This window comes from Massilia sp. 2TAF26, from assembly GCF_052115005.1.
Lineage (GTDB): Bacteria > Pseudomonadota > Gammaproteobacteria > Burkholderiales > Burkholderiaceae_D > Telluria.
In genome coordinates this window covers 1-22,565 of sequence record NZ_JBFRFV010000013.1, presented here as the reverse complement: position 1 = coordinate 22,565, position 22,565 = coordinate 1, and the positions used below count along the sequence as shown (strand labels likewise).

The 22,565-nt window shown below is 67.8% G+C and carries 18 protein-coding genes; 8 read left to right on the top strand and 10 right to left on the bottom strand.

Annotated elements, in window-relative coordinates; translation table 11 throughout:
- Positions 1–37: 37 nt before the first annotated feature.
- The 7 genes from AB4Z32_RS14935 to AB4Z32_RS14905 all read right to left on the bottom strand — a co-directional run bounded on the left by AB4Z32_RS14935 (position 38) and on the right by AB4Z32_RS14905 (position 10,238).
- Positions 38–2,761, bottom strand: coding sequence for a molybdopterin-dependent oxidoreductase (locus AB4Z32_RS14935; RefSeq protein WP_442122642.1), 2,724 nt, complete (start codon positions 2,759–2,761; stop codon positions 38–40).
- A gap of 12 nt (positions 2,762–2,773) precedes the next feature.
- A complete protein-coding gene (locus AB4Z32_RS14930) occupies positions 2,774–3,991 on the bottom strand; it encodes an NAD(P)/FAD-dependent oxidoreductase (protein ID WP_442122641.1) in 1,218 nt (405 codons plus the stop codon).
- Position 3,992: 1 nt separating this feature from the next.
- Complete coding sequence (nirD, locus tag AB4Z32_RS14925) at positions 3,993–4,340, bottom strand: nitrite reductase small subunit NirD (RefSeq protein WP_442122640.1); 348 nt, start codon at positions 4,338–4,340, stop codon at positions 3,993–3,995.
- Positions 4,341–4,358: 18 nt separating this feature from the next.
- A complete protein-coding gene (nirB, locus tag AB4Z32_RS14920) occupies positions 4,359–6,887 on the bottom strand; it encodes a nitrite reductase large subunit NirB (RefSeq protein WP_442122639.1) in 2,529 nt (842 codons plus the stop codon).
- A 12-nt stretch (positions 6,888–6,899) separates the two neighbouring features.
- Positions 6,900–8,195 carry an MFS transporter gene (locus AB4Z32_RS14915; protein WP_442122638.1) on the bottom strand — a complete coding sequence of 432 codons (1,296 nt, stop codon included), beginning with the start codon at positions 8,193–8,195 and terminating at the stop codon, positions 6,900–6,902.
- 235 nt (positions 8,196–8,430) lie between these two features.
- Positions 8,431–9,585: a CmpA/NrtA family ABC transporter substrate-binding protein gene (locus tag AB4Z32_RS14910; RefSeq protein ID WP_442122637.1), complete on the bottom strand. Its 1,155-nt coding sequence runs from the start codon at positions 9,583–9,585 to the stop codon at positions 8,431–8,433.
- Between the two features lie 20 nt (positions 9,586–9,605).
- On the bottom strand, positions 9,606–10,238 hold the full coding sequence (locus AB4Z32_RS14905; protein ID WP_442122636.1) for an ANTAR domain-containing response regulator: 633 nt from the start codon (positions 10,236–10,238) through the stop codon (positions 9,606–9,608).
- 191 nt (positions 10,239–10,429) lie between these two features.
- Here AB4Z32_RS14905 and AB4Z32_RS14900 point away from each other — a divergent pair, with 191 nt between their 5' ends.
- The 4 genes from AB4Z32_RS14900 (at position 10,430) to AB4Z32_RS14885 (ending at position 15,729) form a co-directional block, all read left to right on the top strand.
- Entirely contained in the window at positions 10,430–10,669 is a 240-nt protein-coding gene (locus AB4Z32_RS14900) for a hypothetical protein (protein WP_442122635.1), read from the top strand.
- A gap of 26 nt (positions 10,670–10,695) precedes the next feature.
- Positions 10,696–10,863, top strand: a complete 168-nt coding sequence (locus tag AB4Z32_RS14895; RefSeq protein WP_442122634.1) for a hypothetical protein — start codon at positions 10,696–10,698, stop codon at positions 10,861–10,863.
- Positions 10,864–10,998: 135 nt separating this feature from the next.
- Entirely contained in the window at positions 10,999–13,416 is a 2,418-nt protein-coding gene (locus AB4Z32_RS14890) for a prolyl oligopeptidase family serine peptidase (RefSeq protein WP_442122633.1), read from the top strand.
- Positions 13,417–13,497: 81 nt separating this feature from the next.
- A complete protein-coding gene (locus AB4Z32_RS14885; RefSeq protein WP_442122632.1) occupies positions 13,498–15,729 on the top strand; it encodes a hypothetical protein in 2,232 nt (743 codons plus the stop codon).
- Here AB4Z32_RS14885 and AB4Z32_RS14880 read toward each other — a convergent pair.
- Both AB4Z32_RS14880 and AB4Z32_RS14875 read right to left on the bottom strand, forming a co-directional pair.
- Positions 15,726–16,196 (bottom strand): DUF2726 domain-containing protein, encoded by a 471-nt coding sequence (locus AB4Z32_RS14880; RefSeq protein ID WP_442122631.1) that lies wholly within the window; start codon positions 16,194–16,196, stop codon positions 15,726–15,728. The genes AB4Z32_RS14885 and AB4Z32_RS14880 overlap by 4 nt on opposite strands.
- Before the next feature lie 112 nt (positions 16,197–16,308).
- Positions 16,309–17,523 (bottom strand): urate hydroxylase PuuD, encoded by a 1,215-nt coding sequence (locus AB4Z32_RS14875; protein ID WP_442122630.1) that lies wholly within the window; start codon positions 17,521–17,523, stop codon positions 16,309–16,311.
- 104 nt (positions 17,524–17,627) lie between these two features.
- Between AB4Z32_RS14875 and AB4Z32_RS14870 the strand changes: the two genes are divergently transcribed.
- Complete coding sequence (locus tag AB4Z32_RS14870; protein ID WP_442122629.1) at positions 17,628–18,566, top strand: LysR substrate-binding domain-containing protein; 939 nt, start codon at positions 17,628–17,630, stop codon at positions 18,564–18,566.
- Positions 18,567–18,744: 178 nt separating this feature from the next.
- Positions 18,745–19,950, top strand: coding sequence for an ammonium transporter (locus AB4Z32_RS14865; RefSeq protein ID WP_442122628.1), 1,206 nt, complete (start codon positions 18,745–18,747; stop codon positions 19,948–19,950).
- A 29-nt stretch (positions 19,951–19,979) separates the two neighbouring features.
- Here AB4Z32_RS14865 and AB4Z32_RS14860 read toward each other — a convergent pair whose 3' ends face one another.
- Positions 19,980–21,269: an Nramp family divalent metal transporter gene (locus AB4Z32_RS14860; protein WP_442122627.1), complete on the bottom strand. Its 1,290-nt coding sequence runs from the start codon at positions 21,267–21,269 to the stop codon at positions 19,980–19,982.
- Between the two features lie 149 nt (positions 21,270–21,418).
- On the opposite strand from AB4Z32_RS14860, the gene AB4Z32_RS14855 reads away from it, so the two are divergent.
- Positions 21,419–21,988, top strand: coding sequence for an RNA polymerase sigma factor (locus AB4Z32_RS14855; RefSeq protein WP_442122626.1), 570 nt, complete (start codon positions 21,419–21,421; stop codon positions 21,986–21,988).
- Positions 21,985–22,565 (top strand): zf-HC2 domain-containing protein (locus AB4Z32_RS14850; RefSeq protein WP_442122625.1); only part of this gene is annotated, 581 nt, incomplete at its 3' end. The genes AB4Z32_RS14855 and AB4Z32_RS14850, both read left to right, overlap by 4 nt.

Genomic DNA, 22,565 nt, shown 5'->3' with positions numbered 1-22,565 from the left:
TTTTGAGATGGAATGCAGGATTCGCCGCCCGAACGGTTCAAACCCTTTCCTTTTCCGCTGCATGCACATCCGCCAGCAGCGCGCGGATCTCCGGCACGCAGGAACCGCAATTGCCGCCGGCCTTCACGCAGGCCGTCACCTGCGAAGCGTCCCGCAAACCGTGCCTCTCGATGGCGATGCGGATGGTGTTGCGGCCCACGCCGAAGCAGGAGCACACGGTCGGTCCCGGATCGGCGCCCTGCTCCCTCGCGCGGCCGGACAGCAGGCCGATGCGGTCCTGCTGCGTCAAGGCCTCCTTGCCGAACATCTGCGCCAGCCAATTCCGGGACGGAGCACCGGGCGCCGACAGGTCCTGGCGCTGCGAAACGAACAGGCAGGCCTCGATGCGGCCGTCGAGCAGGTGGGCAGCGCGGTAGACGCCGCCGCTTCGGTCTTCGAGTTCGATCCAGTCGGCGTCGTCGTCTTCCACCCGCAGCAGGCGCCGCGCCCAGCCGGCCGCTTCGGCGAAGGGATGGCGTCCGGCCAGCTCGTAGCGGATGAAGTCCCTTCCCTGGATGCGGGTCCAGTTGGCGGCATCTTCCAGCGGCAGTGCGGCGCGGCTGAGGATGAAGCCGTACCAGCGCACGCCGAAGGGTTCGATGCGTACCGGCGTGTGCTTGAATTCCGGCTCGCCCGAGACCGGGTCGACCGCCGGGTTCACCACCGCGCCGACCCGCGCGTCGGAAGCCGTCTGGCCGCTCCAGTGGATGGGCATGAAGACGCTGCCGCGCGCGATGCCGCCGCCATGCCGCACCCGCGCCACGCTCGCGCCCCAGCGGCTGCTCACGCGCGCCAGCTCGCCCTCCTTCACGCCGCACAGCAGCGCGTCCTGCGGGTGCAGGTCGACGAAGGGTTCCGCGACGTGCTCGGCCAGCCTGGCGGAGCGGCCGGTGCGCGTCATGGTGTGCCACTGGTCGCGCACGCGGCCAGTGTTCAGCACCAGCGGATAGTCGGCGTCGGGCGCGTGCGCCGGCAGCCGGGCGCGGGTGGCGACAAAGCGCGCCTTGCCGTCCGGATGGGAGAACATGCCCTCGCCGAACAGGCGCTTCGCGCTGTCGCCGGGACGGCGCACCGGCCACTGCAGCGGCGCCAGGGCATCGTATTCGCGGCGCGTCATCCCGGCCAGGCCGCTGATGTCGAACAGGCGGCGGCGCTGGCTGCCGGCGCCGTTCTGCCAGCCCGACAGGCGGGCGTGCTCGTCGAAGATCTGGTGCGGCGAAGTGAAATCGAAGCCGTTGAAACCCATGCGGCGCGCGACCTCGCAGACGATCTCCCAGTCCGCCTTCGCCTGCCCCGGCGCGGATAAAAAGGCGCGCTGGCGCGAGATGCAGCGCTCGGAGTTCGTGACCGTACCGTCCTTCTCGCCCCAGCCGAGGGCCGGCAGCAGCACGTGGGCCATCGCATTGGTGTCGGTGCCGGCCACGATGTCGGAGGCCACCACCAGCTCGCACTTCGCCAGCGCGCGGCGGGCCTGGTCCGCATCCGGCAGGCTGACCAGGGGATTGGTCGCCATGATCCACACGGCCTTGACCTTGCCCTCCTCGATCGCGCGGAACAGGTCGACCGCCTTCAGTCCCGGCTTGTCCGCCATCCGCGGCGCATCCCAGAAGGCCTGCAGGGCGGCGCGCTGGGAGGCATCGTCCAGCTCCATGTGGGCCGCCAGCATGTTGGCCAGGCCGCCGACTTCGCGCCCGCCCATCGCGTTCGGCTGGCCGGTCAGCGAGAAAGGGCCCATGCCGGGACGGCCGATGCGGCCGGTGGCCAGGTGACAGTTGATGATGGCGTTGACCTTGTCGGCGCCGCTGGACGACTGGTTCACGCCCATGGTGAAGGCGGTGACGGTCTTCTCCGTGTTCGCGAACAGCTCGTAGAAGGCCAGCAGCTGGCCAGGATCGAGCCGGCAGGCCTTGGCCACGTCCAGCAGACTGCCGGCCTGCCCCGCCGCATCCAGCGCGTCGCCCAGGCCGGCCGTATGCGCGGCCACGAAGCCGGCATCGAGCGCGTCCCGGGTCGCCAGATACGCCAGCAGCCCGTTGAACAGCCAGACGTCGCTGCCCGGCTTGAGCGGCAGGTGCAGGTCGCCCAGGTCGCAGGTGGCGGTGCGGCGCGGGTCGATCACGACGATCTTCATCTGCGGCCGCGCTTCCCTGGCGCGCGCGATGCGCTGGTACAGGGTCGGATGGCACCAGGCCGCGTTCGAGCCCACCAGCACCAGCAGGTCGGCCAGTTCGAAGTCCTCGTAGCAGCCGGGCACGATGTCTTCGCCGAAGGCGCGCTTGTGGCCGGCCACGGCGGAGGACATGCACAGGCGCGAATTGGTGTCGATGTTCGCGCTGCCGATATAGCCCTTCATGAACTTGTTGGCGACGTAGTAATCCTCGGTCAGCAGCTGGCCCGAGACGTACAGCGCCACCGCGTCCGGGCCGTGCTCGGCGACGATGCGCCGGAAGCCTTCGGCCACGTTGCCGAGCGCCTCGTCCCACGACACTTCGCGCAAGGCGCCGCCGTCCCGCAGCATCGGCGCCAGCAGCCTGCCCTCCAGCCCCACGGTCTCGCCCAGCGCCGAGCCCTTCACGCACAGGCGGCCCTGGCTGGCCGGATGCGTGTCGTCGCCGGCGATGGCGAGCTGCCCGTCCTGGCCGACCTGGGCGCGCACGCCGCAGCCGACGCCGCAATAGGGACAGGTGGTACGAACGGTGGTGGGGATGGCGGACAGCTTCATGCGGAATTCCGGTTATGCCGCCGCCAGGGCCTGGGCCTGGCCGAACAGCAGGTGGTTGCGGATGGTAGAGATGTCGCTGCGGTTCTGGATCAGCTCGAAGTACCAGGGACCGTCGGCGACGTCGCCGTACAGCACCACGCCCAGCAGGCGGCGCCCGCTCACCACCAGGCGCTTGTAGACGCCGCCGCGGCGGTCGCGCAGCACCAGGTCTTCGCTGCCCTCACCGCCGACGATGTCGCCGGCCGAGTACAGGTCGACGCCCGTCACCTTCAGCTTGGTGGCGGTGGCCTGCTGCACGTAGCGGCGGTGGCCGGCGCCCGCCAGGTGGGCCGCGCAGACCCTGGCCTGGTCCCAGATCGGCGCCACCAGGCCGAAGGTGGCGCGGCGGTGCTGCACGCATTCGCCGACGGCATAGATGCGCGGGTCGTAGGTCTGCAGGGTGTCGTCGACCACGATCGCGCGCTCGACGTGCAGGCCGGCTTCCTTCGCCAGCGCGACGTTGGGCCGCACGCCGGCCGCCATCACGACCAGGTCGGCCGGGATGCTCTCGCCGCCGTCGAAACGCAGCGCCTGCACTCTTCCCTCGCCTTCGATGGCGGCGGTCTGGCGGCTGAGCAGGATGCGCAGGCCGCGCCGCTCCAGCGAGGCGCGCAGCAGCTCGGCGGCGGGAGCATCGAGCTGCTGGTTCATCAGGCTGGCGGTCACGTGCACCACCGTCACCTCCATGCCCCGACGCAGCAGGCCGTTGGCGGCCTCCAGTCCCAGCAGGCCGCCGCCGATCACCACCGCACGGCCGCCGGCACGCGCGGCCGCCAGCATGGCGTCGACGTCGTGCAGGTCGCGAAAGCCGATCACGCCCGGCAGTTCGTGGCCGGGTACCGGCACGATGAAGGGTTTCGAACCGGTGGCGACCAGCAGCCGGTCGTAAGCGACGGCCAATCCCGAGGCCGCGTGCACGGTACGGCGCCGGCGGTCGATGCGCACGACCGGATCGCCCGCGTGCAGCGTGATGCCATGCTCCGCATACCATTCGCGCGTGTGCAGCATGATGTCCTCGACCGTCTTGTCGCCGGCCAGCACCGGCGACAGGAGGATGCGGTTGTAGTTCCCGTGCGGCTCGGCGCCGAACACGGTGATGCGGTACCTGTCGCGGTCCAGCTTGAGCAGTTCCTCGACCGTGCGCATGCCGGCCATGCCGTTGCCGATCACGACCAGCGATGGCTTGTCCATGCTAGGCCCCTACCCAGACCTGGCCGTCCTGGACCCGCACCGGATAGCTGGACACCGAGTGCTGCGGCACCTCCAGGCATTCGCCGGTCCGCAGGTCGAAGTGCTGCTTGTAGATCGGCGAGGCCACCACCACGCGTTCGCCGATGCTGCCGATCAGCCCGCGCGACAGCACGGCGGCGTGCGAATTCGGATCATAGTTATCGATGGCGAACAGGCGCGGGGACTCCGCACCGACGCGGAACACGGCCACCTGGCGCCCGTTCAGCAGGGCGCACACGCCGGTATCCGGCACGATGCGCTCGAGGGGGCAGATGGCGTTCCACTGGTTTAATTGAATATCGCGATGCATGTCGATTCTCCTCGATGATCAGGCGCTACGAATGATGGGAATGAAGCGGCGTTCTTCCGGCGTCGCAGGCCTTTGCTGGCCGCGTTCCGGCATGAAGACCACGTTGTCGTCATGCTGGTCGCTGTTGACGAAGCTGCGGAAGCGCGCCCGCACGGCCGGGTCCTCGACCGCGTTCTTCCATTCGTCGGCATAGCTGTCGACCACGCGCTGCATGTCGGCTTCGAGTTCGGCGCCCAGCCCCAGGCTGTCCTCGACCACCACCTGCTTCAGGTAGTCCAGGCCGCCCTCGAGCCCCTCGCGCCAGGTGCTGGTGCGCTGCAACCTGTCTCCGGTGCGCACGTAGAACATCAGGAAGCGGTCGACCAGCTTGACGACCGCCGCTTCGTCCAGGTTCGAGGCCAGCAGCTCGGCGTGCCGCGGCTTCATGCCGCCGTTGCCGCACACGTAGAGGTTCCAGCCTTTATCGGTGGCGATCAGGCCGACGTCCTTGCCCTGGGCTTCGGCGCACTCGCGGGTGCAGCCGGACACGCCGAACTTGATCTTGTGCGGCGCGCGCAGGCCCTTGTAGCGGTTCTCCAGCGCGACGCCAAAAGCCATGCTGTCGCCCACGCCGTAGCGGCACCAGGTCGAGCCGACGCAGGATTTCACGGTGCGCAGCGACTTGCCGTAGGCGTGGCCGGACTCGAAGCCGGCCGCGATCAGCTCTTCCCAGATCGCCGGCAGCTGGTCGACCCGGGCGCCGAACATGTCGACGCGGGCGCCGCCCGTGATCTTGGTGTACAGGCCATACTTTTTCGCTACCTGGCCCACCGCGATCAGGCCGTCCGGCGTGACCTCGCCGCCCGGCATGCGCGGCACCACGGAATAGCTGCCGTCCTTCTGGATATTCCCGAGGAAGTAGTCGTTCGAGTCCTGCAGGCTGGCGTGCTCGGGTTTCAGCACGAAGTCGTTCCATGTCGAGGCCAGGATGTTGGCCGCCACGGGTTTACAGATGTCGCAGCCCAGGCCCTTGCCGTGCTTGCGCAGCAGCTCGCCGAAGGAACGCAGCCCGCCGACACGGACCAGGTGGTGCAGCTCCTGGCGCGAGTACGGAAAGTGCTCGCACAGGTGGTTGCTGACCGCCAGCCCGCGTTGAAGCATTTCCGCCTTCATGATCTGGTTCACCAGCGGCACGCAGCCGCCGCAGGCGGTGCCCGCATTGGTGCAGGCCTTGACGGCGGCGATATCGCAGGCGCCGCCCGCCACCGCGTCAAGGATTGCTCCCTTGCTGACGGCGTTGCAGGAACAGACCTGGGCCGTGGCCGGCAGCGCGTCGACGCCGATCGCCGGGCGCGCACCGCCCTCGCCCGCCGGCAGGATCAGGAACTCGGGCGCCGCGGGCAGCTTCAGGCCGTTCAGCATGGTCTGCAGCAGGCTGCCGTATTCGGCCGCATCGCCGACCAGCACCGCGCCCAGCAGGCGCTTGCCGCAGTCCGAGACCACGATTTTCTTATACACGCGCTTGCGTTCGTCGCTGAACTGGAAGCTGCGGCTGCCCGGCGTCGCCGCGTGGGCATCGCCGATCGAGGCCACGTCCACGCCCATCAGCTTCAGCTTGGTGCTCATGTCGGCGCCGCCGAACGTCCCTTCCTGGCCGAGCAGCGCGCGCGCCACCGTGCGCGCCATGTCGTAGCCCGGCGCGACCAGGCCGAAGGTCTGCCCCTGCCAGGCCGCGCACTCGCCGATCGCGTACATGTCCGGATCGGACGTGACACAGGCATCGTCGATGGCGATGCCGCCGCGCGGGCCAAGCTCCAGGCCGCAGGCCCGCGCCAGCTCGTCGCGCGGGCGGATGCCGGCCGAGAACACGATCATGTCGGTCTCGAGGAAGCTGCCGTCGGCAAATTCCATGCGGTGCATGGCCGACTCGCCGTCGACGATGCGCAGCGTGTTCTTTTGCGTGTGCACGGTCACGCCCAGTGCCTCGATATGGGAACGCAGCATGCGCCCGCCCAGTTCGTCGACCTGCACCGCCATCAGGCGTGGCGCGAATTCGACCACGTGGGTCTCGAGCCGCATGTCGCGCAGGGCCTTCGCGCACTCCAGGCCCAGCAGGCCGCCGCCGATGACCACGCCCGAACGCGCCGTCCCGCCGTGGGCCAGCATGGCTTCGAGGTTTTCGATGGTGCGGTAGACGAAGCAGCCGGCGCGCTCGCGGCCCGGAACCGGCGGCACGAAGGCGGACGAACCGGTGGCGAATACCAGCTTGTCGTAGCCGAGCACTTCGCCGCTGGCCAGGGTCACGGTCTTGGCCGCACGGTCGACCGCCACCGCCTTTGCATTCAGCTTCAGGGTCAAACCCGGGCGTTCGAAAAAGCCCGGCGCCACCAGCGACAGTTCGTCGGCGCTGCGGCCGGCAAAGAACGCCGACAGGTGCACCCGGTCGTAGGCCGGCCGCGGTTCCTCGCACAGGACCGTCACCTCGAAGGAGGAGGCGCCGGCATCGGCATACAGAGTCTCGAGAAATTTGTGGCCCACCATGCCGTGGCCGATGACGATGAGTTTCATGATGCGCTTTCCTTATGCTGCGGCCGGTGCCGCGGTGTCGATGGCAGTGCTGGAGAAGCGCACGCCGATCGCGCACACGCTCGAGACCAGCACGGCGCCGCCGAGGATGAGCAGGGTCTGGCGCACGTCGCCCGTGCCTTTCATCAGGAAGCCGGCCAGCACCGCCCCGACATTGCCGCCGGCGCCGACGATGCCGGCCACGCCGCCCAGCGCCTTGCGGTTCACGAAGGGCACCAGCGCATAGGTGGCGCCGCAGGCCATGTGGGTGCACAGGCCGAAGGCCAGCATGGCGGCGATCGCCGGCACCACGCTGCCGGTCTGCGAGAACCACAGCAGGCCCAGCCCCTCACCCACCATCAGGATGAACAGCAGGTTGACGCGGCTGTTCAGGTCTCCCTTCGCGGCCGCCTTGTCGGACAGCCAGCCGCCCAGGGCGCGGGCGAACAGGGCCAGCAGGCCGAAGCTGCCGGCCGCCATGCCGGCTGCCTTCAGCGAGAGGCCGAAATGGTCGACGTAATACACGGCGGCGACGTTGTGGATGAAGAGCTCGATGCCGAAGCAGGCGCCATAGGTCACGAACAGCAGCCAGGCGCGGTAGTTGCCGCAGGCCTGGACGAAGCTCGCCCAGCCGCCCTTGCCGCTGGCTTCGAAAGGAATGCCGGCGGCGCGCAGCTCGGCGTAATTCCCTTCCGGGCAGTCCTGGGTGAACTTCCAGTAGACCACGGCCATCACCAGCATCAGCACGCCCGGCACCAGCAGGGCCACGCGCCAGCCCATGGTCTCGCTCACGCCCAGCATGACCATGGCACCCATCAGCAGGGGCATGGTGGCCTGGGCCACGCCGCCGCCGCTGTTGCCCCAGCCGGCCGCCGCCGCGTTGGCGGTGCCGACCACGCGCGGGCCGAACATCACCGAGGTGTGGTACTGCGTGATCACGAAGCTGGCGCCGACCGCGCCGATCCCGAGGCGGAACAGCAGGAAGCTCTCGTAGCTCTGGGCCATGGCCACGCCCAGCACGGGAATCGCACCGATTGCCAGCAGGCCGGTATAGGTCTTGCGCGGGCCGAAGCGGTCGCACAGCGGGCCGACCAGCAGGCGCACCAGGATCGTGATGGCGACCGCGGCGATGTTGATGTCGGCGATCTGGGACACCGACAGGTGGAATTCGCCCTTGATGACCGGCATCAGCGGCGCGCAGGCGAACCAGGCGAAGAAGCAGATGAAGAAGGCCACCCAGGTCAGGTGGAAGGCACGCATCTGTGGCGTGCCGATGGAGAACAACTGTAGGTGATTCGCTTTGCCGGCCATGATCGCTCCCGATAAAAATAAAGGCGTCCGCTGCCTGGCCGAACACGTTTCATATGTGCTCGGGTGCAGCGGACGCCGTTGTCCTGTGCGCCGGTTCCTCATTGAACCGGCTGGATATGTTTCAAGGGATCGCCGTTGATCCTGGAGCGCCTAACGCTCTTGGCGAGAGTATCTGCAAGAGCCGTGCCAGACGCCCTTCCCTCTGGCACGCCGGAATAGCGTCAGCTGGATCGCTTCATTGCGGTGCACCATGCCCGAAAACAGGGCGCGGCGCACCGTTCGCGAAGGACGAGATATAAGCGGCGGGGTCGCGGCCGTTCCAGATCCGGCCGTCGACCAGCACCGAGGAACGCAGCAACGCGGCAGGTGCCGCCACGCCCGCCAGCACGGCGGCCTCGCGGTACAGGCCGACCCGGTTCACGCGCGCGGCGGTGGCATAGTAGTCGGGATCCTCGCGCAGCAGGCCCCAGCGCCGGTGCTGGGTCATGAACCACATGCCGTCGGAGAGCCAGGGGAAGTTGGCCTCGCCGCCGGCGTGGAAGCGCAGCGGATCCGGGTCCTGCCAGCGCCGCCCCAGGCCATCGTCGTAGAGTCCGTGCAGGCGCGCGGCGATGGTGGCGCGCCCGGCGTCCACATAGGCCGGGCTGGCCAGGACCTCGGCCGTGGCGTCGCGGTGCAGGGGCGAGGCGTCGATCCAGCGCGCCGCTTCCAGCAGCGCCGCCACCAGCGCGCGGCAAGCCTGCGGATGCGCGTCGGCGAAGGCGGCGGTGGCGCCCAGCGCCTTGCCGGGATGGTCCGGCCAGATGTCCTGGCTGGTGGCCGCCGTGAAGCCGCTGCCGTCCAGCACCGCCCGCGCGCCCCAGGGCTCGCCCGCGCAGAAGCCGTCGATATGTCCGGCCGCCAGGCTGGCCGCCATCTGGCCCGGCGGCACCGTCGCCATCTGCACGTCGCGCAGCGGATCGATGCCGCTCGCGGCCAGCCAGTAATACAGGAACATCGCGTGGTTCCCGGTCGGGAAGGTGTGGGCGAAGGTGAAGCGCCGGCGGCTCCTGCGGACCTGGACCGCCAGCGCGGCGCCGTCCGTCACCCCGGCCTCGCCCAGCGCGCGCGACAGGGTGATGGCCTGGCCGTTGCGCGACAAATTCATCAGCACCGCCATCGGCACCGCGCGCGTGCCGATGCCCATCTCGACGCCGTACACCAGGCCGTAGAGCACGTGGGCGACGTCGAGGCTGCCGTTCAGCAGGCGGTCGCGCATGCCGGACCAGGAGTGTTCGCGGCTGAGGGCGAGTTTGATGCCGTGTTTCTCGTCGAGGCCGAGTACCGAGGCCATGATCAGGGGGGCGCAGTCGGTGAGCGGCATGAAGCCGGCTTGGAGGGTGGTTTTCATGTTAGTTCCTTAGGACGGCGCTATAGAAGGTCTTCCACGTCAAGCACCCGCTGCGCCACCTCCGCCAACCTCAGCTTCCGGTTCATCGCCATACTGCGCAGCTTCCTGTAAGCCTCTTCTTCATTGAGCCCGCTGCGCGCCATCAGCACGCCTTTGGCGCGCTCGACCAGCTTGCGGTCGGCCAGCTGGCGGCGGGTGTCGGAGAGTTCGTCGAGCAGCTTGCGCTCGCGCCGGAAGCGGGCCAGGGCCACGTCCAGCACCGGCTTCACGCGCTCGGCCTGCAGCCCGGCCACGATATAGGCCGTCACGCCGGCGCCGATCGCGGCGTCCATGCTGGACGGATCCTGGTCGTCGGTGAACAGCACGATCGGGCGCGGCTCGTCGCGGGTGGCGATCACGATGTGCTCAAGCACGTCGCGGGCGGCGGATTCGCTGTCGATGATGATCATGTCCGGCTGGATCTGGGCGATCCGTTCGGGCAGGAAGATATCGGCCGGCAGCGAGGCGACGATGTCGTAGCCCGATTCCAGCAACCCGATGCGCAACGCCGTGTTGCGCCGCGCCTGGGCCGCCGCGGCCTGTTCGCCGGTGCCTTGTGTGGTGTTGACCACGACGATGCGCAGGGTGCGCGGAACGGGAGGTGGCGATTTCATGCCTTGGGAATATGCAAGTTCCGGGCCAGAGAGATATTTCCGAGGCGCATAACCGAAGTAAGGACGAGCCACAGTTACCCAACAAGAAATATTCACTATGATGATGGAGAACATCACAAAGTAAAAGTTCACTTATGTCTCGATGTTCCCTATACTGCACCGCAACAACACAGTATTTATTGGAGAAAACAATGAGCACCGCAACGATCACCCAGGCGCAGAGCAAAGGTCTGCGCCACCAACTCGCAGAAACCGCTCGCAACATCCGCGCCTTCGCCATCGAACTCTATGTCGCCCACGGCGGCTGGTTCGCCCACGATGCCAAGCGCGACGAGCAGGCAAGCCGCCGCGAGATGCTGTCGCTGGCAGCCGCCGCCGAATCGCATAGCCCGAGCCTGTCGGCCGAGCTGCGCCACTTCGCCTCCAAGTAATTAAGTAATTCACACAGGACACCATCATGACCCCAGTCGAATACGTCACCGTTGCCATCTCGGCCCTGGCCATCGTCACCCGCATCGTGTTCTTCATCCGCAACCCGACCGTGACCGCGCCGTCGGAACTGTGGATCGCGGATCACCCGCAAATGTGGATCGGCGACCCGTCGCGCCTGGAGAAGCTGCGCTAAGCTTTCCTGGTTGTTGCTCGCGTCTCCACACGCCCGGCATTGGCCGGGCGTTGTTTTTTGCAAATCGAATCCACGCTGCATCACTGTCGGCTGAGCTAGAATGCTTTTTTGCAATTTCTACTCAGACAACCGACGATGCGCCTTCCTGTCTCCGCTTCCGCCCTCACCATCCTTGCCGCGCTGCTGGCCTCAGTTCCCCTCACCTCGGCCATTGCAGCCGACGCCGGCACACCCGTCACCCTCGACCAGGCCATGGCCCAGCCCGACTGGATCGGCAACCCCGTGGAAAACGCATGGTGGAGCTGGGACGGTAAGCAGGTCCTGTATAAACAGAAGCGCGCCGGATCGCCGCTGCGCGACGTCTACCAGACCGGCGCCACGTCCGGCCTGAACAAGGCGCGCAGGGTCGAGGATGCGGAGTTCGCCAAACTGGACGGCTGGCTGGTCGTCTACAACCGCGACCGCACCCGCTCCGCCTTCGTGCGCAACGGCGACCTCTTCGAGCGCGACCTGAAGAGCGGCGAACTGGTACAGATCTCGCGCGCCAGCGGCGTCGCCATCGCCGCCGTGCAGTATTCCGCCGACGGCCGCAGCGTGCAGTTCCGCGTCGGTGACGACTGGGCCAGCTGGGACCGCGCCAGCCGCCTGGTGTCGCCGCTGGCGCTGCCGCGCGCGGCCAAGGACCCGGCCGTCCAGGATCCGGATGCGCTGCGCGACATGCAGCTGCGCCTGATCGCCACCCTCAAGCGCCAGAAGACTGATCGCGACGCCACCCGCGCCCGTGAGGAGGAAGAGCGCCGCGTCGATCCGACCCGCGCCCCGGCCCCGATCTACCTGGGCGACAAGCTGGCCATCGTGAACACCCACCTGTCGCCGGACGGCCGCTGGCTGCTGGTCGTGACCGGCCCGAAGGATGCCGACAAGGGCCGCGTCGGCAAGATGCCGCGCTACGTGACGGAGAGCGGCTATGAAGAGACCTCGGACGAGCGCACCCGCGTCGGCCGCAAGGATCCGCGTCCGCACGGCCTCAAACTCATCGACCTGCAGACCCGCGAGGTGAAAGACCTGTCCTTCGACGTCCTGCCGGGCGTGAAGGACGATCCGCTGGCCTCCCTGCGTGCCGAGCGCAAGCTCGATCCGCTCAAGGGCAACCGTCCGGTGAAGATCGGCTTCGACGGCGAGACCGTGGTCTGGAGCACCAATGGCGCGAACGCCGCCGTGATGCTGCGCTCGGTCGACAACAAGGACCGCTGGATCGCCACCGTCGATCTGCCGCACGCCGCGCTCAAGCCGGTGCACCGCCTGACGGACCAGGCCTGGGTCAACTTCGACAACAGCGAATTCGGCTGGCTGCCGGATGACACCACGCTCTGGTACCTGTCCGAGGAAACCGGCTACTCCCACCTCTACACCCTGGACGGCGCCGGCCGTACCCGCGCGCTCACCCAGGGCAAGTGGGAAGCCCAGGACGTGGCCTGGTCGCGCGACGGCGACACCGCCTGGCTGCTCTGCAACCGCAAGGATCCGGGCACCTATGAAGTCTGCGTCGTCAACGCAAAGGACGGCGCCACCCGCGAGGTCAGCAAGCTGGATGGCGGCGTCGAGGACTTCCGCCTGTCGCCGGACCAGCGCAAGCTGCTGGTGCATTATTCCGGCCCCTACCTCCCGCCGCAGATCGCCACCCTGCCGTCGAACGGCGGCGAGGCGGTCAGGCTGACCGACACCCGCACCGCCGACTTCAAGGCCCGTGACTGGATCCAGCCGCAGTTCGTGACGGTGCCGTCCACCCACGGCGCGGAGCCGATCTGGGCCAAGCTCTACCGCCCGGCCCAGCTCGAGCCGGGCAAGCAGTATCCGGTGGTGATGTTCGTGCACGGCGCCGGCTACCTGCAGAACGTCTCGCACCGCTACACGCCCTACTTCCGCGAGCAGATGTTCCACAACCTGCTGGTGCAGAAGGGCTACGTGGTGCTGGACATGGACTACCGCGCCTCGAAAGGCTATGGCGCCAAATGGCGCAGCGCGATCTACCGCCAGATGGGCCACCCGGAACTGGACGACTACCTGGACGGCGTCAACTGGATGGTCGCCAACCAGCAGGGCGATGCGAACAACGTCGGCATCTACGGCGGCAGCTACGGCGGCTTCATGACCTTCATGGCCCTGCTGCGCGCGCCGGAGGTGTTCAAGTCGGGCGCCGCGCTGCGTCCGGTGACCGACTGGACCACCTACAACCACGAGTACACGGCGAATATCCTGAACACGCCGGAGCTCGACCCGGAAGCCTACAAGGTCTCCTCGCCGATCGAGTACGCGCAGAACCTGAAGGGCCACCTGCTGATCGCCCACGGCATGGTCGACGACAACGTGTTCTTCCAGGACTCGGTGCGCATGGCCCAGCGCCTGATCGAGCTGAAGAAGGATCACTGGGAACTGGCGCCGTATCCGATGGAGCGCCACTCCTTCGTCCAGCCGGAAAGCTGGTATGACGAGTACCGCCGCATCTACCAGCTGTTCGAGCGCACGCTCAAGCAAGCGCCCGCTGGACAATAAGCGGTATGATCGGGGCGCCTTCGGGCGCTTCAGCATCGGGCGCCTCAAGGCGCCCTTTTCATTTCAGCCCCAGACACCGCCATGCCTGCATTCCGTCCCGCGTTCGTCCTGTTCCTCGCTGCCCTTCTTCCCGCCGCCCGGGCCCAGAGCCTGCCCGAGACCGGCCAGCTCGACGACGCCAAGGTGCTGCAGTCCCGCTACGGCAAGGCCGCGCCAGGCGCTCCCGCCGCCGGCCTGCCTTCGTCAGGCGCCGCCCGGCAGCCCGCTGCCGTCCTGGCCGACATCGACTTCAAGGCCGGCATCGAGGGGGCGATCACCGGCGTGCAGGTCGACGCCGAAGAGGGCAAGGACAAGGCCGCCATTCCGCTGAGCTTCGGCCAGGTGTTCGCGCCGGGCGACGTCAGGCGCGGCGAAAGCCTGGCCGGACGCCTGGCCGACGGCAGCAAGGTGCCGCTGCAGGTGGACGTCAAGGCCACGCATGCGGACGGCTCGCTGCGCCACGCGGTGATCAGCGCCGTCCTGCCGCCCGCCGGCGGCAAGCCCCAGACCCTGGTGCTGGTGAAGGACAAGGCGGGCGCCAGGCCTGCCGCCGGCGCCGGACCGGCGGCCCTGCTCGAGGACGGCTTCACGGCCTCCGTCAGCGCCACCATCGACGGCAAGGTCTATACGGCCTCCGCCGACCGCCTGCTGCGCCAGAAGCCGGCGGTCTGGCTGGACGGGCCGCTGGTCACCGAATGGCTGGTGTCGGCGCCGCTGAAGGATGCCAAGGGCGCCGAGCATCCGCGCCTGTCCGCGCATTTTGCCGTGCGCTGGTACCGCACGCTGGGCAAGGCCAGGGTCGACGTCACGCTGGAAAACACCTGGGCATTCGAGCCCTCGCCGGGCAACATCGCCTACGATGCGCGGGTGCTGGTGGGCGGCAAGGAGGTCTACGCGAAGACCAACCTCGTTCACCTGAACCAGGCCCGCTGGCGCAAGGTGTTCTGGTGGGGCGAGGTCCCGGACGTCCACATCCGCCACGACAGCGCCTACCTGATCGCCAGCCGCGCGCTGCCGAACTACGACCGCTCGGTGCGCGTTTCCGGCAAGGCGCTGGCGGACTACGGGTCCGGCTGGAACGGACCGAAGACCGAACCGATGGGCATCGGCCTGGCGCTGGCCTACATGCCGACCACCGGTGCGCGCAACGACATCGGCCTGCTGCCCGCCTGGGCCGCCGCCTACCTGCTCAGCATGGATCCGCGCGCGAAGACGGTCACCCTGGGCACGGCCGACCTGGCCGGCAGCTGGTCGGTGCACTACCGCGACCAGCGCAGCGGCAGGCCGATCAGCGTGATCGACTATCCCTACATGGGCCTGATCGGCACCGGTACCGACACGCTCAACCCGAAGACCGGCAAGTCGGAACGCCTGCCGACCTGCGCCGGGAATGTCTGCAAGACGAGCTATGCCCACGACGACGCGCACCAGCCGGCCTTCGCCTACCTGCCCTACCTGGTCACCGGCGACTTCTACTATCTCGAAGAGCTGGAGTTCTGGGCGATGTACAACGTGTTCGCGATCTACACGCCCTACCGCAGCAACGTCAAGGGGCTGCTGGCGTCCGGGCAGGTGCGCGGCCAGGCCTGGAGCATGCGTACGCTCGGCGAAGCGGCCTATATCGTGCCCGACGCCGATCCGCTGAAAAGCCATTTCCGCCGCCTGCTGGACAACAACCTGGCCTGGTACAACGCCCACTACACGGACGATCCGGGGGCCCCCAAACTGGGTTTCATCAGCCATAGCTATGCGGTGGTCTACAAGAACAAGACCGGCCTCGCGCCCTGGCAGGACGATTTCTTCACCGCCGTGTCGGGCCACCTGGCCGAACTCGGTTTTCCGGAGGCCGGCCGGCTGCTGGGCTGGAAGGCGCGCTTCCCGATCGCGCGCATGACGGCGCCGGGCGGCTGCTGGGTCGAAGCCTCGATGTACGACATGATCGTGCGCGACGACGAAAAAGCCCCGTTCTACCCGACCATGGCCGAAGTCTACAAGGCGAGCCGCCCGGAAGCCACCGGCATGACCTGCGCAAGCGCCGAGATGGCCCAGGCGCTCAAGATCAAGCCGGGCGAAATGATGGGCGGCGCGGCCAGCCCCATCGGCAGCGCCGCCATCATCCAGCCGGCCCTGGCCTATGCGGCCGACGCCGGCGGCGAAGCCGGCGGCCGCGCCTGGGCGCTGTTCAAGGCGCGCGCCGTCAAGCCGGATTACAGCGCGGCGCCGCAGTATGCGATCGTGCCGCGCAAAGCGCCACCTCAGGAGAAGCCGGATTAGGCAGCCACCTCGGAAACATGAACGGCAGCCGGCAGGACCGCGGCGCGAATCACGGCCGGCGAAGGCTTCAGGCGCGACTCGAAGCGAACCGTCCTGAAGCCGCCCTGCGCCAGGCGGCCATCGCGCACCTGGTCCTTCGCGCTCGAATGCGTCTTGTCGTCCAGCTCCACCACCGCGACGACTTCGCAGCGCCGGTTGCAGACGACGTAATCGATCCGCTGTTGCGCGATGCGCAGGCGGTCGCCGTGGGCGCGCTTGCGGTCCGCGGCGGCGGATTCGAGCAGGGCCGCCATTCCTACCTGGGGAAAGATGTAATGCTCGGGCAGGGCCGCGACCAGCCTGCCGAAAAATTCCATTTCGTTTTCCGTCATGATGGCGCGGCGGGTGTAGGCCGGCGCCGGGCCGCGTCTCTTCGCCTTGCGCAGTGCGAACCCCATGAGCAGCGCGAGCACCAACAGCACTGCCATGAGGACGTATGCGATATTCATAGCCGATCTTTCTTTGATGCAATTGAAGGACCAGCAGGATAGCAAGCAAGAGGGTCCGGAAAATCCTCGCTTTGTAACTACAGCAACTTCTTCACTTCGTTCTGGCGCCGCCCTCGAACCAGGCCGCGACCTGGGCCCGCTCGGCATCCGTCATGTTCGTCATGTTCGCCAGCGGCATGGCCTTCAGTTGCACGGCCTGCTGGTAGATGCGCTGGGCGTTCTGCGTGATGCCGTGCGGGTTGTCCAGCATCACGCCGGCCGGCGCGGTGGCGAAGCCGGGCTGCGTCGGATGGGCCGAATGGCAGGACACGCAGCGCTGCTGCAGGATGCCCTGCACCACCGCGAACTGCGCGCCGGCATCGGCTGCGGCCGGGGCCGCCGCCGGCGGTTTCGGGGCGATCGCCACGGCCACCGCCAGCAGCAGCACCACGCCCACGGCCGGGTACTTCCATTCGACCCGGCCCTTGTGGCGCAGGTTGAAGAAGTGGCGGATGAAGACGCCGGCCAGCATGATCGCGGCCAGCACCGCCCAGGCGTGCTCGTGGCGGTAAGTCATGGCGAAGTGGTTGCTGATCATGATGAACAGCACCGGCAGCGTGAAGTAGTTGTTGTGGACGCTGCGCTGCTTGCCGCGGATGCCGTAGATGGGGTCGGGCTTCTGGCCGGCGATCATCGCATCCACCATCTTGCGCTGGCCCGGGATGATGACCATCGCCACGTTGGCGACCATGATGGTGCCGATCATCGCGCCGACGTGGATATAGGCCGCGCGCCCGCTCAGCCAGTGGGTCAGCGCCCAGGCGGCCGCGCTCAGGAAAACGAACATCACCGCGCCGAAGGCCAGGTCGTGCTTGCCCAGCTTCGAGCGGCACAGCAGGTCGTAGACGATCCAGCCCACCACCAGGCTGCCGAGACCGAGGCCGATGGCCTGCCAGCTCGACAGGTCGGCCACGCTGCGGTCGACCATCATGGCCTGGGCATTGAAGTAGTAGACGATGGTCAGCAGGGCGAAGCCCGACAGCCAGGTCGAATAGGCTTCCCACTTGAACCAGTGCAGTTCCTTGGGCAGCTCGGCAGGCGCGACCAGGTACTTTTGCGGGTTGTAGAAGCCGCCGCCGTGCACGGCCCACAGCTCGCCGGCCACGCCCTTCTTCGCCAGTTCGCTGCCGGGCGCCGGCGGCCGCAGGGAGTTGTCGAGCCAGACGAAGTAGAAGGAGGCGCCGATCCAGGCGATGCCGGTGATGACATGCAGCCAGCGCACCAGCAGGTTCATCCATTCGAGGCCATACGGAAGCAGGTAGTCCATGCACATCCTTTGCACGTGTGATTACGAGACGATACGCCGGTTTCCATTTATTCAACATGAAAAATACCGTATATTCGACATAAGCACACGCATATGACCTTCCGATGAGCAGCCTGCCCCAGCACCTCGACCTGCACCTGATCCGCATCCTCTACCTGCTGCTGGTGGAAAAGAACGTGTCGCGCGTGGCCCTCAAGCTGAACCAGCCCCAGCCGTCTATCTCGGCCTCGCTGCGCAAGCTCCGCGAACTGACCGGCGATCCGCTGCTGGTGCGCGGCGCGCGCGGCATGGTGCCGACCCAGCATGGCGAGAGCCTGCTCGCACCGGCCAAGCGCATCCTCGACGAAACCGAGAGCCTGTTCATCAGGAAGTCGCCCTTCGTGCCCGAGCAGGCGGCGCGCACCTTCCACATCGCCGCCCCGGATTACCTGGACACCCAATTCCTGCCGAGCGTGGTGGCCTCGATCCGCCGCGGCGCGCCCAACAGCAAGGTCGCCATCCACCACCTGGGGCCGGGCACCGACTACCTGCGCATGCTGTCGGACGGCGAGATCGACCTCGTGATCGCCAACTGGGACGAGCCGCCGGCCCACCTGCACATCTCGAAGCTGTTCGAAGACCCGATCATCTGCACCATGCGCGCAGAAAGTGCCTACGCGCGCCGCACGGCCGGCGATGCGATGACGCTCGAGGACTACCTGAGCCTGCCGCACGTGGCGCCCTCGCCGATGCTGCCCGGTTATCACGGCGTCATCGACGCCTTCCTGGAACGCCAGGGCATGCAGCGCAAGGTGGCGGTCGAGTCGCCCTACTTCGGCCTGATTCCCTACATGCTGACGCAGACCGACCTGGTGCTGACAACCGGCCGCCAGTTCATCCGCTTCTACGAAAAGACGCTGCCGCTGAAGAACTTCACGGTGCCGATCAAGTTCCCGCCGATGCGCTTCTATCAACTCTGGCACCAGCGGGTGCACCAGTCGCCCGAGCACAAGTGGCTGCGCGACCTGGTGACGGCGGCGGCCCAGGCCCTGGTCAAGGGCTGAGACGTTCCTTTTTGGCGCACGCCTGCACCTCGGCAGTGCAGACGCACGCGAACGGGGCGCTACGAGACTTCCGCCCGCGGCCGGTGCATTCTCAGGGCCTTCCTTCACCAAATTGGAACGCTTATTGCTACCAAGAAGTGCTAACGCTGTTTTCACGCACTTTTTTGGAAAGACTTGCATGGATGCCTACAAAACCGGGGCCGACGCGCTCTTCATCCTGCTCGGCGGGATCATGATCCTGGCGATGCACGCCGGCTTTGCCTTTCTCGAACTGGGAACGGTGCGCCGCAAGAACCAGGTCAACGCCCTGGTCAAGATCCTGATCGACTTTGCCGTCTCGACCATCGCCTACTTCTTCGTCGGCTATGGCATCGCCTACGGCATGCACTTCTTCGGCAGTACCGATACCCTGGTGGCGAAGAACGGCTATGAACTCGTCAAGTTCTTCTTCCTGCTGACCTTCGCCGCGGCGATCCCGGCCATCATCTCGGGCGGCATCGCCGAACGCGCCAAGTTCCACCCGCAGATGGCCGCCACCGCCGTGCTGGTCGGCCTGGTCTATCCCCTCTTCGAGGGCATCGCCTGGAACAACCGCTTCGGCATCCAGGACTGGCTGCACACCGTCTTCGGCGCGCCCTTCCACGACTTCGCCGGTTCGGTGGTGGTGCACGCGGTGGGCGGCTGGGCCGCGCTGCCGGCGGTGCTGCTGCTGGGCGCGCGCCGCGGCCGCTATGCGAAGGACGGACGCATCGCCGCCCACCCGCCCTCGAACATCCCCTTCCTGGCGCTAGGCGCCTGGATCCTGACGGTGGGCTGGTTCGGCTTCAACGTGATGAGCGCCCAGACCCTCGACAAGATGAACGGGCTGGTGGCGGTGAATTCCCTGATGGCGCTGACGGGCGGCACCCTGACCGCCTTCGTCATGGGCCGCAACGACCCAGGCTTCGTCTACAACGGGCCGCTGGCCGGCCTGGTGGCGGTGTGCGCCGGCTCGGACCTGATGCATCCGCTCGGCGCTCTGGTCACCGGCGCGGTCGCCGGCGCGATGTTCGTCTCGCTGTTCACGCTGGCGCAGAACCGCTGGAAGATCGACGACGTGCTGGGCGTGTGGCCGCTGCACGGCCTGTGCGGCGCCTGGGGCGGCATCGCGGCCGGCATCTTCGGCAGCCGCGCGCTGGGCGGGCTGGGCGGCGTCTCCATCTGGTCTCAGCTGGTCGGCACCGTGCTCGGCATCGTCATTTCCGGGCTCGGCAGCTGGATCGTGTACGGCCTGCTGAAGAAGACGGTGGGCCTGCGCCTGGATCCGGAACAGGAATTCGACGGCGCCGACCTGTCGATCCACCGCATCAGCGCCACGCCGGAGCGCGAGACCACCTTCCAGTAGATTCCTTTCCCCCCGTGCGGGGGAAGCCGTCAATGCATGAACCCGGCCCCGAACATCGCCAGCACGGCGACCGCCATCACGCCGGTACAGATCCAGCCGAGCACGCGCAGCCGGCCCGAGATCTTCAGCTCGCCCATGATCTTCGTGCTCGAGGCCACCGCCATCATGATCACCATGACCGGCACCGCGATCACGCCGTTCAGCACCGCGCTCCAGTAGAGCGCCTTGATCGGGTCGATCGGCGCGAAGTTGATGCCGATCCCGGCCAGGGTCGAGACGATGATGATGGCGTAGAACTTGCGCGCCGCCGAGAACTTGGAGTCCAGGCTGCTCTTCCAGTGGAAGGTGCCGGCCATCGCATAGGCGGCCGAACCGGCCAGCACCGGAATCGCCAGCAGGCCGGTGCCGACGATACCCAGCGCGAACAGGAGGAAGGCCAGTTCGCCGGCGACCGGCTTCAATGCGGTTGCGGCCTGGGCCGAAGTCTGCAGGTCGAGCGTGCCGTGCGCGTGCAGGGTGGTGGCGGTGGTCAGCATGATGAAGAAGGCGACCAGGTTCGACACCGCCATGCCGACCAGGGTGTCGAAGCGGATCCGGCGGAACTGCGCCGTCACCTGTTCCGGCGCACGCCGCAGCGGCTGCGCATCGGCGTCCGCGCGCAGCTCCTCGACTTCCTGCGAAGCCTGCCAGAAGAACAGGTAGGGGCTGATGGTGGTGCCGAATACGGCGACGATGGTGGTCAGGTATTCCTTGTGCCACTCCAGGCGCGGCAACAGCGTGGCATGCAGCACCTCGCCCCAGGGCACGCGCACCACGAACACGGTGGCGACATAGGCCAGCAGCACCAGGGTCAGCCATTTCAGCAGGTTGACGTAGCGCTGGTAGGGAATGAAGACCTGCAGCAGGATCGACAGCACGCCGAATCCGACCGCGTAGTAATGGGGTTTGCCGGGAGCGACCAGGGCCATCGCGTCGCCCATCGCCGAGATGTCGGCCGCGATGTTGATGACGTTCGCGACCAGCAGCAGGCCGACGATCAGCCAGACCAGCCGGCGCGGCGCGAAACGCTGCAGGTTGGTGGCCAGGCCGCGGCCGGTGACCCGGCCGATGTGGGCGCTGATCACCTGGATCGCCACCATCAGCGGATAGGTGAGCAGCAGGGTCCACAGCAGGTTGAAGCCGAACTGGGCCCCGGCCTGGGAGTAGGTCGCGATGCCGCTCGGGTCGTCGTCCGCCGCGCCGGTGATCAGGCCCGGGCCCAGCTTCGAGAGCCAGGCGGCGGCTTCCGGCGATGGCTTGTCTGCGTCCTTGTCGTCCATGCCTGCATGATGCGGGCAAACGGCTGTGTCATCCGTTCGCCCGCGCACGCAAGTGCGGGCCGGCGCGGGCTGCGCCCTTCCGTGTAACAATGCGATTGAACCTTTGCGCGGTAACCGGGTATTCACCGGAAACAGTGGAGACCGAATGCGTGGACCAGCAGGCGAATGAGCGGTCCGATGGCGAGGCGGACCTGGTTGACCGGATCGCGGCCGGGGACCGGCATGCCTTCGAAATCCTGTACCGCAGCTACTTTCCGCGGCTGACGCGCTTCCTGCACCGCATGACGCGCAACGCCGCCACGATCGAGGAGATCGTCGACGACACCATGCTGGTCGTGTGGCAGCGGGCGGCGACCTTCGACGGCAGCTGCAAGCTCTCGACCTGGGTGTTCGCGATCGCCTACCGCAAGGCCTGCAAGGCGCTGCACGGACTCGACGAGCCGCTGGAGGCCTTCCCGGACACCTGGGAAGGCGCCGAAGAAGAGCAGCCCGAATGGCGCTTCGAGCAGCTGCGCCTCGGCCATGCGCTGGACGTCGCGCTCGCCGCCCTGCCGCTGGAGCAGCGCGCCGCCTTCCAGCTGACCTTCTATCACGACATGAGTTACGCGGAGATCGCAGACATCATGGAATGCCCCGTCAACACCATCAAGACCCGGCTGTTCCATGCGCGCCGCCGCCTTGCCCTGCAGCTGGGGCGGCAACTGGAGGGCAGGACATGAGCCTCGACGAGACCTTTTCGGCAGAGCATAGGGCGGCGCAGGAAGCCCTGCCCTGGCTCGCCAACGCCACGCTGGACGCCGGCGAGGAAGAGCGGCTGCGCACCCACCTGCGCAGCTGCGCCTGCTGCCGCGACGAGCTCGCGCTGCTGCAGGCCGTGCGGGCCGCCGGGCCGGGCCCCGGCTCGGGGCCGGCACCCGGCTGCGACCCCGACCGCGCCTGGGCGCGCATGCAGCAACGCCTCGACCAGCCGCAGACCGCGTCCATGCCCGGCACCCTGGCGCGCTGGGGTGCGCGCATCGCCGCCAACGACCGCAGCTGGCTGCGCGGCGCGGTGGCCCTGCAATGCTGCCTGATCGCCGTGCTGGCGGCCCTGCTGGTGCGCCCGGATCAGGGCCAGGACGCGGGCACGGCCTACCGCGGGCTCGGCGCCGCGGCGCCGGTCCGGGCCGGCATCGTGGTCGTGTTCCGCCCCGACACCCCGGAACGCGAGCTGCGCCGCATCGTGCGCGCCAGCGGCGCCCGGCTGGCCGGCGGCCCGACCGCCGCCGACGCCTGGCTGCTGGACGGCGGCGACAC

Excerpts from the sequence above, each read along its gene's own strand:
- nirD (WP_442122640.1), bottom strand. The coding sequence starts at position 4,340 with ATGCATCGCGATATTCAATTAAACCAGTGGAACGCCATCTGCCCCCTC.
- AB4Z32_RS14885 (WP_442122632.1), top strand. The coding sequence starts at position 13,498 with ATGCCTGCATTCCGTCCCGCGTTCGTCCTGTTCCTCGCTGCCCTTCTT.
- AB4Z32_RS14865 (WP_442122628.1), top strand. The coding sequence starts at position 18,745 with ATGGATGCCTACAAAACCGGGGCCGACGCGCTCTTCATCCTGCTCGGC.
- AB4Z32_RS14900 (WP_442122635.1), top strand. The coding sequence starts at position 10,430 with ATGAGCACCGCAACGATCACCCAGGCGCAGAGCAAAGGTCTGCGCCAC.
- AB4Z32_RS14860 (WP_442122627.1), bottom strand. The coding sequence starts at position 21,269 with ATGGACGACAAGGACGCAGACAAGCCATCGCCGGAAGCCGCCGCCTGG.
- AB4Z32_RS14895 (WP_442122634.1), top strand. The coding sequence starts at position 10,696 with ATGACCCCAGTCGAATACGTCACCGTTGCCATCTCGGCCCTGGCCATC.
- nirB (WP_442122639.1), bottom strand. The coding sequence starts at position 6,887 with ATGAAACTCATCGTCATCGGCCACGGCATGGTGGGCCACAAATTTCTC.
- AB4Z32_RS14870 (WP_442122629.1), top strand. The coding sequence starts at position 17,628 with ATGAGCAGCCTGCCCCAGCACCTCGACCTGCACCTGATCCGCATCCTC.
- AB4Z32_RS14930 (WP_442122641.1), bottom strand. The coding sequence starts at position 3,991 with ATGGACAAGCCATCGCTGGTCGTGATCGGCAACGGCATGGCCGGCATG.
- AB4Z32_RS14915 (WP_442122638.1), bottom strand. The coding sequence starts at position 8,195 with ATGGCCGGCAAAGCGAATCACCTACAGTTGTTCTCCATCGGCACGCCA.
- AB4Z32_RS14875 (WP_442122630.1), bottom strand. The coding sequence starts at position 17,523 with ATGGACTACCTGCTTCCGTATGGCCTCGAATGGATGAACCTGCTGGTG.
- AB4Z32_RS14905 (WP_442122636.1), bottom strand. The coding sequence starts at position 10,238 with ATGAAATCGCCACCTCCCGTTCCGCGCACCCTGCGCATCGTCGTGGTC.
- AB4Z32_RS14890 (WP_442122633.1), top strand. The coding sequence starts at position 10,999 with ATGCGCCTTCCTGTCTCCGCTTCCGCCCTCACCATCCTTGCCGCGCTG.
- AB4Z32_RS14880 (WP_442122631.1), bottom strand. The coding sequence starts at position 16,196 with ATGGCAGTGCTGTTGGTGCTCGCGCTGCTCATGGGGTTCGCACTGCGC.
- AB4Z32_RS14935 (WP_442122642.1), bottom strand. The coding sequence starts at position 2,761 with ATGAAGCTGTCCGCCATCCCCACCACCGTTCGTACCACCTGTCCCTAT.
- AB4Z32_RS14910 (WP_442122637.1), bottom strand. The coding sequence starts at position 9,585 with ATGAAAACCACCCTCCAAGCCGGCTTCATGCCGCTCACCGACTGCGCC.